This is a genomic window from Nocardia sp. NPDC058518, assembly GCF_042719655.1.
GTDB lineage: Bacteria > Actinomycetota > Actinomycetes > Mycobacteriales > Mycobacteriaceae > Nocardia.
In genome coordinates, this window is the sequence record NZ_JBHXNJ010000005.1 from 343,787 (window position 1) to 356,848 (window position 13,062).

At 68.3% G+C, this 13,062-nt stretch carries 12 protein-coding genes; 10 read left to right on the forward strand and 2 right to left on the reverse strand.

Going from position 1 to position 13,062, the window contains the following annotated elements; genetic code table 11:
* Positions 1-264 precede the first annotated feature (264 nt).
* The 8 genes from ACFWPX_RS12380 to gatB all read left to right on the forward strand — a co-directional run bounded on the left by ACFWPX_RS12380 (position 265) and on the right by gatB (position 8,324).
* Positions 265-1,344, forward strand: a complete 1,080-nt coding sequence (locus tag ACFWPX_RS12380) for an FUSC family protein (protein ID WP_378927504.1) — start codon at positions 265-267, stop codon at positions 1,342-1,344.
* Positions 1,337-1,507 (forward strand): hypothetical protein, encoded by a 171-nt coding sequence (locus tag ACFWPX_RS12385; RefSeq protein WP_378912529.1) that lies wholly within the window; start codon positions 1,337-1,339, stop codon positions 1,505-1,507. The genes ACFWPX_RS12380 and ACFWPX_RS12385 overlap by 8 nt, the downstream gene beginning before the upstream one ends.
* A 12-nt stretch (positions 1,508-1,519) precedes the next feature.
* Entirely contained in the window at positions 1,520-2,422 is a 903-nt protein-coding gene (locus tag ACFWPX_RS12390; RefSeq protein WP_378927505.1) for a LysR family transcriptional regulator, read from the forward strand.
* Positions 2,423-2,470: 48 nt separating this feature from the next.
* Complete coding sequence (fdhD, locus tag ACFWPX_RS12395; protein WP_378912526.1) at positions 2,471-3,280, forward strand: formate dehydrogenase accessory sulfurtransferase FdhD; 810 nt, start codon at positions 2,471-2,473, stop codon at positions 3,278-3,280.
* 109 nt (positions 3,281-3,389) lie between these two features.
* The gene (locus tag ACFWPX_RS12400; protein ID WP_378912525.1) at positions 3,390-4,274 is read left to right on the forward strand and encodes a hypothetical protein; all 885 of its coding nucleotides are present in this window, start codon (positions 3,390-3,392) and stop codon (positions 4,272-4,274) included.
* Between the two features lie 28 nt (positions 4,275-4,302).
* Positions 4,303-5,337, forward strand: coding sequence for an ATP-dependent 6-phosphofructokinase (locus ACFWPX_RS12405; RefSeq protein WP_378912524.1), 1,035 nt, complete (start codon positions 4,303-4,305; stop codon positions 5,335-5,337).
* A 59-nt stretch (positions 5,338-5,396) separates the two neighbouring features.
* Positions 5,397-6,773, forward strand: coding sequence for an alpha/beta hydrolase family protein (locus ACFWPX_RS12410; RefSeq protein ID WP_378912523.1), 1,377 nt, complete (start codon positions 5,397-5,399; stop codon positions 6,771-6,773).
* A gap of 45 nt (positions 6,774-6,818) precedes the next feature.
* Positions 6,819-8,324: an Asp-tRNA(Asn)/Glu-tRNA(Gln) amidotransferase subunit GatB gene (gene gatB / locus ACFWPX_RS12415; protein ID WP_378912522.1), complete on the forward strand. Its 1,506-nt coding sequence runs from the start codon at positions 6,819-6,821 to the stop codon at positions 8,322-8,324.
* Positions 8,325-8,484: 160 nt separating this feature from the next.
* On the opposite strand, the gene ACFWPX_RS12420 is transcribed toward gatB, so the two are convergent.
* The gene (locus ACFWPX_RS12420; RefSeq protein WP_378912521.1) at positions 8,485-9,606 is read right to left on the reverse strand and encodes a PQQ-dependent sugar dehydrogenase; all 1,122 of its coding nucleotides are present in this window, start codon (positions 9,604-9,606) and stop codon (positions 8,485-8,487) included.
* A 195-nt stretch (positions 9,607-9,801) separates the two neighbouring features.
* Here ACFWPX_RS12420 and ACFWPX_RS12425 point away from each other — a divergent pair, with 195 nt between their 5' ends.
* The gene (locus ACFWPX_RS12425) at positions 9,802-10,653 is read left to right on the forward strand and encodes a DoxX family protein (protein ID WP_378912520.1); all 852 of its coding nucleotides are present in this window, start codon (positions 9,802-9,804) and stop codon (positions 10,651-10,653) included.
* Here ACFWPX_RS12425 and ACFWPX_RS12430 read toward each other — a convergent pair.
* On the reverse strand, positions 10,646-11,137 hold the full coding sequence (locus tag ACFWPX_RS12430; protein WP_378927506.1) for a MarR family winged helix-turn-helix transcriptional regulator: 492 nt from the start codon (positions 11,135-11,137) through the stop codon (positions 10,646-10,648). The genes ACFWPX_RS12425 and ACFWPX_RS12430 overlap by 8 nt on opposite strands.
* A gap of 86 nt (positions 11,138-11,223) precedes the next feature.
* On the opposite strand from ACFWPX_RS12430, the gene ACFWPX_RS12435 reads away from it, so the two are divergent.
* Positions 11,224-12,840 (forward strand): DHA2 family efflux MFS transporter permease subunit, encoded by a 1,617-nt coding sequence (locus ACFWPX_RS12435; RefSeq protein WP_378927507.1) that lies wholly within the window; start codon positions 11,224-11,226, stop codon positions 12,838-12,840.
* Positions 12,841-13,062 lie beyond the last annotated feature (222 nt).

The window sequence follows — 13,062 nt, forward strand, 5'->3', positions numbered from 1 at the left end:
GAGAAAGATACGAGCCCTGTCCAGTGTCTCGCTCGATTCTCTACCGTCGAGATCGCTCCGGGCGTAACTCACTGTCGTCGTGTCGCTCGGCCGGGTCCAAGATCGGTTTCCGACCGGTCGATCGGTCGCGATTATCACCGCCGCTGAAGCGCCCTTTCCGCCGGTGCGACCGGGATCACCGCAGGTTGACGGCGTGCGCGCGGCTCGTGCACCCTGAATCATCGGCCCTACGGGCACGTCCCGCGACCGACTTCGGAGGAACCATTGCGCACCACGAGAACCTGGGCGCGCCAGATTTGTCGACGGTTCGTCACCGAGATCGATCACCTGCCCGCCGCCCGCGTTTTCGTCGGGTTGGCGATCCCCGGCCTCGTATTGATCGGGGTGGGACGCACCGATCTGCTCATCTACGCCGTCTTCGGTTCCTTCACCGGGATGTACGGGTTCGCGGAATCGGCGCGGCAACGCTCGATCCACCAGAGCGAAGCGGCGGTGATGCTGGTCGGCGCTGTCGGCGCGGGCATTCTGCTCGCCCGCGCGCACGCCCATCCCGCGGTGCTGGTGTTCGCGGTCGCGGTGTTCGCGGCGGTGGCCTCACCGATCACCGACCGGCTCGGCTTGCGGCCGGAAGGCCCGTTCTTCGGGATCTTCGCGTTCGGCGCGATCGCGATGGTGGCCGGTGCCCAGCACGATCCGGTCCTGGCGCTGCTGCTGTGCTCCGGCACCGCCGCGCTGTGCGTGCTGGTCGGCTATCTCGAGTCGACGCGGCGGGATCGGCGGGCCGGACTGTGTGCGCTGCGGGTGCCGATCGCACCGCACCGAACCGGGCGGGTGTCGTCCGTGCAGGCGGCACGCTATGCGCTGGCGATCTCGATCTCCGGCGGGATCGGGCTCCTGTTGGGCGTGGGCCATGCCAATTGGGCGATGGCGGCCGCCGCGGTTCCCCTGGCCGCTGCGAGTTCCCGTGACCGGATCACCCGTGGCATGCACCGGGTCGTCGGCACCTTCATCGGACTCGCGGTCACCGCGCCGCTACTGATCCCGGGCCCGAGCCCGGCGATGCTGGGGCTGGCGATCATCGCGCTGCTCTACCCGACCGAGTTGTTCATGGCGCGGCACTACGCGGTGGCGCTCGGCTTCTTCACCCCGCTGATCATGTCGATGACCGAACTGGCCGATCCGGCCGATCCGCTCACCATGCTCACCGAACGCGGGATCGACACGGTGCTCGGTGTCGCGGTGGGAATCGCTGTCGCCCTGCTCATCCGCGAACCCGCTACTCCCGAGGTGCCCGCCTTCGAGACGCCGGTATGCGAAACGTTGCATACTGGCGGGCATGGCTGACGACAACGAGTGGTACTACTGCCTCGAGCACCACAAGGCCGAACAGGGCAAGACCTGCTGGTACGGCGACCGGATGGGCCCCTACCCGGACCAGGCCACCGCCGAGAGGGCACTCGAGATCGCGAAGGCGCGCAACAAAGCGGCCGACGACGAGGACGACTGACCAGACGCCTGAATGCTGTTCCGTCAGCTCGAATACTTCGTCGCGCTCGCCCGGGAACGTCATTTCGCCCGGGCGGCGCAGGCCTGTTACGTGTCGCAGCCCGCGCTGTCGGAGGCGATCCGCAAACTCGAACACGAACTCGGCGTCCCGCTGGTCCGCCGCGCGCGCACGTTCGAGGGACTCACCCCCGAGGGCGAGCGGCTGGTGCTGTGGGCCAGGCGGATCATCGCCGACCGCGAGGCGCTCGAACACGAGGTCCGCGCGCTGCGGACCGGCCTCACGGGCGAGCTGCGGATCGGGGTGGTGCCCGCGGCGTCGAGCACCGTCGCCCTGCTCACCGACCCTTTCTGCACCGAACACCCGTTGCTGCGGGTTCGGGTCGAGACGAGTCTGCGGTCCCTCGACATCGTCGAACGGATCCGCCGATTCGAACTCGACGCGGGCATCGTCTACGTGCAGGGTGTCGACACGTCGGGGCTCACCCTCACCCCGCTCTACACCGAACGCCATGTCCTCGTGGTGGGCGCCGCGCTGGTCGCGAGCCGTACGGCGATCTCCTGGGCTGACGCGCTGGAACTTCCGATGTGCCTGCTGCCGAAGGGAATGCGCGGTCGGCAGCTGATCGACGACGCGCTGGCGACGCGGGGCCTCACCGCGACCCCGCAACTGGAGAGCGACTCGGTGGCTACGCTGCTCGAGCATGCCCGCACCGGGCGATGGGCATGCATCGTGCCGCAACCGTGGGTCGCGGCATTGGGACCCGCCGCGGACCTTCGCGTTCTCGAACTCACCGACCCGGCCGTCACCGCGCAGATCACGCTGGTCACCGCGGCGATCGAACCGGGGTCGGTCCTCACCACCGCGCTCGTCGGTACCGCGCGCGCCACCGACTTCACGGTCGCGCCGATCAGCTGATCGGTAAGCCGTGTTGATCAGAACCTTCACAGTGAGCAGAGTCATGGGATGAGCAGAGTCACCGCACGGCGCAAGACGACCCGCCTTTCCCCGGCCGGGCGGATCCAGCGACCCGACACGCTCGCCGTCGAGGAGCCGCTCGAAATCCGGGTCGACGGCCGATCGCTCACCGTCACGATGCGCACGCCCGGCAACGACATCGACCTCGTCCACGGCTTCCTGTTCGGCGAGGACATCATCGGTTCGGCCGACGACATCGTCACCGCCCGCTACTGCGCGGGCACCGACAGCGAAGGCCACAACACCTACAACGTCCTCGACCTGCGCCTACGCAATCCGGTGCCGATCCACACCCGCAATTTCCTCACCACGGGCGGCTGCGGCCTCTGCGGCAAGACCGCCCTCGACGACGTCCGCACCCACAGTCGTTTCCCGATCCCGCACGAATCCGTGTCGGTCAGGACCGACACCCTTTCCGACCTGCCGAAACAGCTGCGCGCCGGGCAGAAGCTGTTCGAGGCCACCGGCGGCCTGCACGCGGCGGGCCTGTTCACCACCGACGGCACCTTGGTCGCCCTGCGTGAGGACATCGGCAGGCACAACGCCGTCGACAAGGTGATCGGCTGGGCGGTGCGCGAGAACCGGGTACCCGCGCACGATCTGGTGCTTGTCGTGAGCAGTCGCGCGTCGTTCGAACTGGTGCAGAAGGCGGTGATGGCCGGTATCCCGATCCTGGCCGCGGTGTCGGCGCCCAGCGCCCTCGCCGTCGACCTGGCCGCGGAGTCCGATCTCACACTGGTCGGGTTCCTGCGCAGCGAGACGATGAACATCTACACCGGCGAACACCGGCTGACCTGAGGGTTGACCACTCGAAGTGGGCGATCGGCATATGTCGCAGTACGGTAACGGTACGGGTCGCCAGCACCGAACGCCCCGGGGGAGTTTACAAAAGAAAATGCTTCACATAATGAACAATGAACGACGCCACCGCGTCCGGGTGGTGCTGTCCGCGTTCGTGGGCGTGGTCGTGCTCGCCACCGCGGGTTGCGGTAGCGAACCGAAGGCCGCTGCACCGCGCGTGACGACAACGGTTCCCGTCGCCGATCCCGGCGCCGACAACGGGACCTTCTCCATCGCGTTGCCGGGCAGCCTGGCTGCCGATTTCACCGAACTCCAGCAAGGATTCCGCGGCAGCGTGGGGCTGGCGGTCATGCCGGTGGGCGGCAAGAAGATGGTCACCTTCGGCAATTGGTCCTCCGGTCCGGCCTGGTCGACGATCAAGGTGCCGCTGGCCATCGCGGCCCTGCGCAACAGTGCCGCCTACTCGTCGTACGCGTCTGCCGCCATCACCGCCTCGGACAACGGTGCCGCCGACACCCTGTGGGCCTCGCTCGGCAGCGGCGCCGACGCGGCCAAGGCGGTGGAGGGCGTGCTGCGCGAAGGCGGCGATACGCGCACCACAGTGCCGACCACCCGCACCCGTGCCGACGCGTCGGTCTACGGCCAGGCCGAATGGCCGCTGGCCGACCAGGTGCGCTTCGCCTCGCAGCTGCCGTGCATACCGCAGAGCGAGCGCGTGGTGGGGCTCATGCAGCAGATCATCGCCAGCCACCACTGGGGTCTCGGCGCGTTCGGCAGCGCCGAGTTCAAGGGCGGCTGGGGTCCCGACCTTGGGGGTAAGTACCTCGTCCGTCAGTTCGGACTGATCGATTCGCCCACGGGCCGGATCGCGATCGCCTTCGCCGCACAACCGGATTCGGGCAGTTTCAACGACGGTATGGCCATGCTCGACAAGATGGCGACGCTCATCTCGGGACACCTCAGTGAGCTCGCCGGAGGTCACTGCCCCTGATCTGCGCCGGTGCGGCAAGATGAACGGCATGCGCATCGGAGTCTTGACCGGAGGCGGAGATTGTCCAGGTCTGAACGCGGTGATCCGGGCTGTGGTCCGCACCGCGAACGGACGCTACGGCGATGCCGTCGTCGGTTTCGAGGACGGCTGGCGCGGCCTACTCGAGGATCGAAAGATCCGCATCCACAACGACGATCGCACCGACCGCCTGCTCACCAAGGGCGGCACCATGCTCGGCACCGCGCGCACCAATCCCGAGGTGCTCCGCGCGGGCCTCGGCCGGATCCAGCAGACCCTGGACGACAACGGCATCGAGGCACTGATCCCGATCGGTGGCGAAGGCACCCTCACCGCCGCGAGCTGGCTCGCCGACGAGGGCGTGCCGGTGGTCGGCGTGCCCAAGACCATCGACAACGACATCGACTGCACCGACGTCACATTCGGCCACGACACCGCGCTGTCGATCGCCACCGAGGCCATCGACCGTCTGCACACCACCGCCGAATCCCACCAGCGGGTGATGCTGGTGGAGGTGATGGGCCGCCACGCCGGCTGGATCGCGCTGAATTCCGGTATCGCCGCGGGCGCCCACCTGACCCTGGTACCCGAGGAACCGTTCGACGTGGCGCAGGTGTGCGCGATGATCAAGGCCCGCTTCCAGCGGGGTGACAAGAGCTTCATCTGCGTGGTCGCCGAGGGTGCCCATCCCGCGCCCGATTCCGGATTCGCGCTGCGCGAGGGCGGGATCGACGAGTTCGGGCACGAGCGGTTCACCGGGGTCGCCCAGCAGTTGGGCTCGGAGATCGAACGCCGCATCGGTAAGGAGGTCCGCACCACGGTGCTCGGCCATATCCAGCGCGGTGGCAGTCCCACGCCCTACGACCGGATTCTGGCGACGCGGTTCGGGGTGCACGCGGCCGAGGCGGTGCACGCGGGACATTTCGGTCAGATGGTGGCGCTGCACGGCACCAAGATCGGGCTGGTTCCGCTGTCGGAGGCGACCAAGCAGCTCAAACGCGTTCCGCCGGAACGGCTCGTTGAGGCGTCGGCCTTCTTCGGCTGATATCGGCCCGGTTGCCTCGGTTCACGAACTTTGTCGGTGCGCGTCGGTACCGTGGGGTCATGCGCACCGGTCGAGTGATCGTTTCGGTTCTGTTCGTCGTCGCCGCGTTGGTGGCGGGGTGCTCGGAGTCCGCAGACGTGGCGGCCCCCTCGGTGCAGGGCAGCTGGCACGGTGACATCGAGGTGCCCGGGCAGCCGATCGCGATCGGGGTGAGTTTCGCCGAGGACGGGTCGGCCACCATCGACATCCCGGTGCAGGGTGTGCGCGAGGCGCCGCTGAAAGACGTTCGTACCGAACCGGACCGGGTGGAGTTCAACATCCCCGACGTGCCGGGCGATCCGGGGTTCCGCGGCAAGCTAGACGGTGACCGGCTCGTCGGCGACTGGGTCCAGTTCGGGGAGAAGGCACCGGTCGCGCTGCAGCGCGGCAAGATCGAGAGCCCGCCCCGCCCGCAGGACCCGAAACCGCCGTACCCGTACCGCAGCGAGGACGTCACCTATCGCAACGGCGACATCACCATCGCGGGCACGCTCACCGAACCCGAAGGCAGCGGCCCGTTTCCGGCGATGCTGCTGATCACGGGCAGTGGGCCGCAGGACCGCAACGAGGAGCTGTTGGACCACCGCCCGTTCCACCTGCTGGCCGACACCTTCACCCGCGCGGGCTATGCCGTGCTGCGCACCGACGACCGTGGTGTCGGCGGCACCAGCGGAAAACTCGACGACGCCACCTACCCCGACCTGGCCGCCGACGCGGCCGCAGGCGTCGCGTTCCTGCGCGCCCGCCCCGAGATCGATCCCGCGAGGGTCGGTCTGTTCGGGCACAGCGAAGGCGGCTACCTCGCGCCGGTCGTCGCCGCGCTGCCCGACAGCAACGTCGCCTTCGCGATCCTGATGGCGGGCCCGTCGGTACCCGGCGCCGACGTGCTGATCGAGCAGAACAAAGTGATCATGGCCTCGACGGGCACACCGCAGGACCAGATCGACCAACAGGTCGCCTACGTCACGGCGTGGTCGGCGCTGCTGCGCGCGGGCGATATCGAGGGCGCAAAGGCCTTCACCCAGCGGCACAACGATTCCTTGCCCGTGGCCGAACGCGCGCCCCAGCAGGTGGTCGACGGGTTCAACACCCCGTACATGACCTCGTTCATCACCTACGACCCGAAACCGGCGCTGCAGGCGCTCCGCGTGCCGGTGCTGGCGTTCTTCGGCGACAAGGACCAGCAGGTCATCCTCACCCAGAACGAGGGCCCGATGCGTGAGAACCTCGCCGCCGGTCCCGACGCGACGGTGCACACCTTCCCCGGCCTCAACCACATGATGCAGCCCACCGCGACCGGCAAACCCAGCGAATACGCCACCATCGAGACGACGATCGACCCGGCCGTACTCACCTATGTCACCGACTGGCTCACCCAGCGCGTCCCGCCCCGCTAGGACCACCGGCCGAGTGTGTCAGCGGGCTTACCTAGACTGCTCGTTATGAGCGCACCCACGGTCGAGTTGATGGATTACGCCGATGTCATCTCCCGGTACGAGCCGGTGCTCGGCATGGAGGTCCACGTCGAGTTGTCCACGGCGACCAAGATGTTCTGCGGTTGCCCCACCGAGTTCGGCGCCGAGCCCAATACCCAGGTGTGCCCGGTGTGCCTCGGCCTGCCCGGCTCGCTGCCCGTGGTGAACGAGAAGGCCATCGAATCGGCCATCCGCATCGGTCTCGCGCTGAACTGTTCGATCACCCCGTGGGGCCGGTTCGCGCGCAAGAACTACTTCTACCCCGATCAGCCGAAGAACTACCAGATCAGCCAGTACGACGAGCCGATCGCCACCGAGGGCTACCTCGACGTCACCCTCGACGACGGGTCCATCTTCCGCGTCGAGATCGAGCGTGCGCACATGGAGGAAGACACCGGCAAGTCCCTGCACGTCGGCGGCGCGACCGGGCGCATCCACGGCGCCAGCCACTCGCTGCTCGACTTCAACCGCGCGGGCGTGCCGCTGATCGAGATCGTCACCAAGACGATCACCGGTGCCGGTGAGCGTGCCCCCGAGGTCGCTCGCGCCTACGTCACCGCGCTGCGCGAGGTGCTGCGTTCACTCAACGTCTCCGACGTGAAGATGGAGCAGGGTTCGCTGCGCTGCGACGCCAACGTGTCGCTGATGCCGATCGGGGCCGAGGAATTCGGCACCCGCACCGAAACCAAGAACGTGAACTCGCTCAAGAGCGTCGAGGTCGCGGTGCGCTACGAGATGCGCCGCCAGGCCGCCGTGCTCACCGCCGGTGGCGAGATCGTCCAGGAGACCCGCCACTTCCAGGAAGCCGACGGGTCCACCTCCGCCGGTCGCCGCAAGGAGACCGCCGAGGACTACCGCTACTTCCCCGAGCCCGACCTCGAGCCCGTCGCTCCCGCGGCCGAATGGGTCGAGGAACTGCGCGCCACCATCCCCGAGTACCCGTGGCTGGTGCGCGCCCGCATCCAGGCCGACTGGGGCCTGTCCGACGAGGTCATGCGCGACCTCGTCAACGCGGGTGCCCTCGACCTGATCATCGCCACCGTCGAGGCAGGCGCGCCGGCCAACGAGGCGCGCTCCTGGTGGGTCGCCTACCTGACCGAGAAGGCCAAGGAACGCGACATCGCCCTGGCCGACCTGGCCATCACCCCCGCCCAGGTCGCCGCGGTGATCGCGCTGGTGGAGGCCAAGACCGTCAACAACAAGGTCGCCAAGCAGGTCGTCGACTTCGTCCTCGCCGGTGAGGGCGAGCCCGCCGCCATCGTCGAAGCCAAGGGCTTGGGCATGGTCAGCGACGATTCGGCCCTGCAGGCCGAGGTCGAGAAGGCACTCGCCGCGAACCCCGACATCGCCGAGAAGATCCGCTCCGGCAAGGTCGCTGCCGCGGGCAAGATCGTCGGCGACGTCATGAAGGCCACCCGCGGCCAGGCCGACGCCGCCCGCGTAAGGGACCTGGTTATCGCGGCCTGTAGTTGAGTTCGGTTACGTTCCAACTGATCTCGGTCGCACATGGGTAACTCGTCGAGGACGAGCTAACTCAGCCACCTCGTTACCGCCGGTCGCCGACGGTAACGAGGTACTTCCCAAGTCTGGCCAAGAGTCGCGGAGAGGCGGACAGCCGGCCGCCTTGTCTCTTCTAGTCCGGGCCGCCTGCTCCACCTTGCGGCGGTGGGATGCGGACGACGCGGTCGTCGAATTCGCCCGGCTCGCCGCCGGTTTTGTTGGTGGTGGTGACCCAGATGCTGCCGTCGGCGCTCGCGGTGGCGCCGAGGAGCTTGCCGTACTTGTCCTGGGCGATCAGGGTGGGGGCGGTGGTGACGGCGAAGGTGGTGGGGTCGGCGGCGACGGCGGCCAGTGCCTTGCCCTCGCTCAGTGCGATGCCGACGCCGTCGCCGGTGGCTGTGCAGCCGCCGACGCCGGGACGATCGGGCCAGGTCCAGGCGACGCTGAGCGTGCCGTCGGGGCTCAGGTGCTGGAGGCGGTCCTCGGCGGCGGTGCGGTCGGTGACCCACATGCCGTCCTTGCCGTCGCGGCAGATGTCACCGGCCGAGCCGATCCCCGATGCCACCACCTGCGGATTGTTCGCGCCCGCCGACGGCGAGTCCAAGCGAAGCAGCTTGCCGCCGAGCGAGCCGGGATCGGCTGCGGCGCCGGGGTTTCCGGCGTCACCGGTGAGGACCATCAGCTGCGTCGGCGTCGACCACTCCAGCGCGCCGCGATTTCCGCCGGCGCCCTTGGGAATTCCGGTGAGGATCGGCTTGGCCGCGCCGCCCTTGGACAGCCGGACGACGCGATTGTCGCTGCCGGTGGTGATGTAGGCGTACATCAGCCCGTCCTCACCGAAGGTGGGGGAGAGCACGATATCGGAGATGCCGCCGTCGGCCGACCCGTCGACGGGCACGCTGGCGATCTCCACCGGCGTCTCCTGCGGTGTGCTCGGGTCGACCGCCTTCACCTGCAGGATCCGCCCGGTCTTCCGCTCCGCGACGAAGGCGCCCTCGCCCACCGCGATCAGCCCGGCGCCCGATTCCATGCAGGTGGCGATGACGTTGGGATCGGGGTCGATACACGGCCCGGTCGGACGCGGCGCCTGCGACGGCTCGTCCTGCGGCTTCTTCGGCTCCGCACCGGACCCGCCCAGCTGCGGTTCGGTGGTGAACGGACTCGAGGCCGACTCGTCGAAACGGGCGCACCCGGCTAGCAAAACGGTGCCGATTGCCACCCCGACTGCCACGCGGCCCGCGATTCCCGAACTCATACCTCAGACGTTACCGGCACGACTGTGGGCCCGACGCGCCCGTTGCGTCCGAATACATCTGTCAGACGTCACCGGCATCAGTGCGGGCCTGACACGCCGATACCTCTGTCGGACGCGCCCGGCAGTCGAGCGGGCCTGACACGCCCGTTGCGGAGAAGAGCGGCGCGCCGCGACAGCGCGTCATAAGGTGAGTCGGTGACCGACAAGTCGAATGACACTCCGAAGGCCGATGGTTCGGCGCAGGCCGGGCAGGGCGCGTCGGCGGCGGGTCGCCCGGTGACCAGTCCGTTCGATTCGCCGACGACGCAGATGCGTAAGCCGGATCCGAAGGACATTCCACGCACCGACGAGGATCTCGGTCTCGACCCCGGTGACGAGGTTCCCGGTGCGAGCACCACTCAAACGGGTCGTAGTGGCGGCGACGATGACTACGGGTACGCGACGATTCCGCCCGCGTCCGCGGCCTCGGCGGGCACCGTCCGCCTGCAGCGCCGCAACCGCGAGGCCCGCCGCGGCACCCTGGACCTCGGCCTGTTCGTGCTGCGCTTGGTGGTCGGCTACACCTTCATCTACCACGGCCTGCAGAAGCTGACCGGCTGGTTCCACGGCCCCGGCCTCGACGGCACCAAGACCATGATGGAAAGCGGCGGCTGGGACTACCCGTCGCTGTCGACCGCCCTGGTGATCGCCGGCGAACTCGGCGGCGGCATCCTGCTGGTGATCGGCCTGGCCACCCCGCTCGCCGCGGGCGCCGTCCTGGCCACGATCCTGAACGCGTGGATGTGGAAGCAGGGCATGGTTCCCGGCTTCCAGTACAACGCGAGCACCCCCACCGGCGTCGAACTCGACTCCGTCCTGGTCGGCGCGGCCTTGGCGATCATCCTCACCGGCCCCGGCCGCTGGTCCCTCGACCGCACCCGAGGCTGGGCCACCCGCCCTTCCTACGGCTCCTTCGTGGTGGTCCTGCTGGCCATCGCCGCCGCCATCCTCACCTTCTGGTTCCTCCACGGCGGCAACCCGTTCAAGGGCGTCGGCCCTTTCAGCTGACCTGCGGCTGCGGCGGTGCGGGTTCGGCCAGGTGAGCGGTCATGGTGATTTGTAGATCGGTCACGAAGGTCTCGAACCGCCGCAGTTCCTCGGGCGAGTATTTCCCCATGACCGCGTCGACCTTCGTGCCGAGCGGGCCGAAGAATTCGTCGGCGAGGGTGTGGATGCGCGGTGTGCTGCGCAGCGTGATGACGCGACGGTCGTCGTGCTCCCTGCTGCGCACGATGTGACCCGCTTGCTCGAGCCGGTTCAGGAGCGCGGTGGTCGCGCTGTTGGACAACGCGATCCGTTCACTGAGTCGCGCCGGTGACAGCGTGCTCCCGCGTTCCTCGGCGGTGAGAATCTCGATCAGCGCCTCGGCGTCGGTGGAGTGCAGCCCGAGCCAGGTCGCGAACCGGCGGGTGAACTCCCGATAGTTCGCGCCGTAGGCCCGCAGGCCTTCGTCCAGCCGTTCGTGCTGGGCTCGTGCGTCCGACTGGCTCATAGGTTCCTTTCGCATCGTTTGACATCCTATTGCCCACAATCTACTTTGACCATGGAAATATTCCATCATGGAAATAGGAGTGTGCGATGAGTCAAGAGTCGTCCGTCCGCCGATGGCTCGGCTTGATCGCCATCGCCCTCGGCGTGGCGCTGATCGTGGTCGACACCACGATCGTGAACGTGATCATCCCGTCGATCATCGAAGACCTGGACACGGGTTCGACCGAGGCGCAATGGATTCAGGAGTCCTACGCGATCGTGTTCGCGGCGCTGCTGCTCGTGGTCGGGCGGATCGCCGACATCGTCGGGGCGCGCCGGGTGTTCGTCGCCGGTGTCGTGGTGTTCGGCGCCACCAGCATCCTGGCCGGGCTCGCGCCGAACGGCGGCCTGCTCGTCATCGCCCGGTTCCTGCAGGGCGCGGGCGCGGCGATGATCCTGCCGACCTCGCTGGCCCTGCTCAATGCCACCTTCACCGGCAAAGCCCGTGGTCAGGCCTTCGCGGTGTGGGGTTCCACGATCGGTGCGGCCGCCGCGCTCGGCCCGCTGCTCGGTGGCTGGCTGGCCGAACACGTGTCGTGGCGCTGGGCGTTCGGCATCAATGTGCCGCTGGCCGTGCTGATCGTGGTCGGTGTGCTGGCGTGCATCGCGCCGTCGCCGAAGGTCGCCGGTCGACTCGATGTGCTCGGCTCGATCCTGTCGGTGCTCGGCCTCGGACTGCTCGCCTTCGGGCTCGTCGAGGGTCGCACCTACGGCTGGATCACCACCATCCATCCGCTGGGAATCGGCGGATTCAGCTGGGGGAGTGGGCCTTCGCCGGTCCTGGTCGCGCTCGTGCTGAGCGTGCTGGCGCTGGGCGGTTTCGTCGTCAGGCAGGTGCTGTTGCGACGCGGCGGTAATGCCGACAAGGCGCTGATGGACCTGAGCCTGTTCTCGCTGGCCTCGTTCCGCAACGGCAATATCGCCACCCTGATCATCGGCCTCGGCGAGTTCGGCATCGTCGCGGTGCTGCCGCTGTGGATGCAGTTCACCCTCGGCTACAGCGCCCTGCAGGCAGGTCTGGCGCTGGTGCCGATCGCCATCGGCAGCTTCATCGCCAGTGGCGCCAGCTTCGGGATGGCGGGCAAGGCGTCGCCGCTGAACATGGTCCGCCTCGGCCTCGGACTCGAGGTCGTCGGTCTGGCCGCGCTGGGCTTCTTCGCCGCCACGGACAGCTCGTGGTGGTCGATCGCGTTGGTCCTGTGCGTGTACGGCATCGGCGTCGGCTTCGCCACGGCCCAGGTGACCAACGTCGTGCTGGCCGACATCCCCGAAGCCGACAACGGCCAAGCCTCCGGCATCCAGAGCGCGTTCCGCCAACTGGGCTCCGCCCTCGGCATCGCGCTGCTCACCACGATCTTCTTCACCACCCTGAGCTCGAACGTCGACAAAGACCTGACCGCAACAGGAATGCCGCCCGCCCAGTCCCAGCAATACGCCCACGCGATAACCGGCAGCGCGGGCGCGGCGATCGAAGGGTTTGCCGCCCAACCGGATACGCGGGAGGTGGCCACCGCCGGCCGATCCGCCATGACCACCGGCGTCAACCTCGGCGCCTACCTGGCCGCGGGCTTCGTCCTCCTCGGCCTCGTAGCCACCGCCCTGATCCCCTCCCGAACCGGCCACGACGAGTCATCAACGCCGACAACACAACCCGCCCTCGTCTGACACCGACAAATCTGGCCCTGTCGTACATTGCGACGGGGCCAGAATTTCTTCGATATACAACAGAACCCCTGATTTCGCAAGAACATGGGTAACTCGCCGGGAACGGGCTGACCCCACCGACAAGCGCGGGGGGGCGCGGGGGGCGGGCCGCGCCCGCCGGCGCGCCGGAGGGGTGACAAACACTGAGATGGGGGGTGTGGCGGCGCGCGCGGCGCCCCGCGC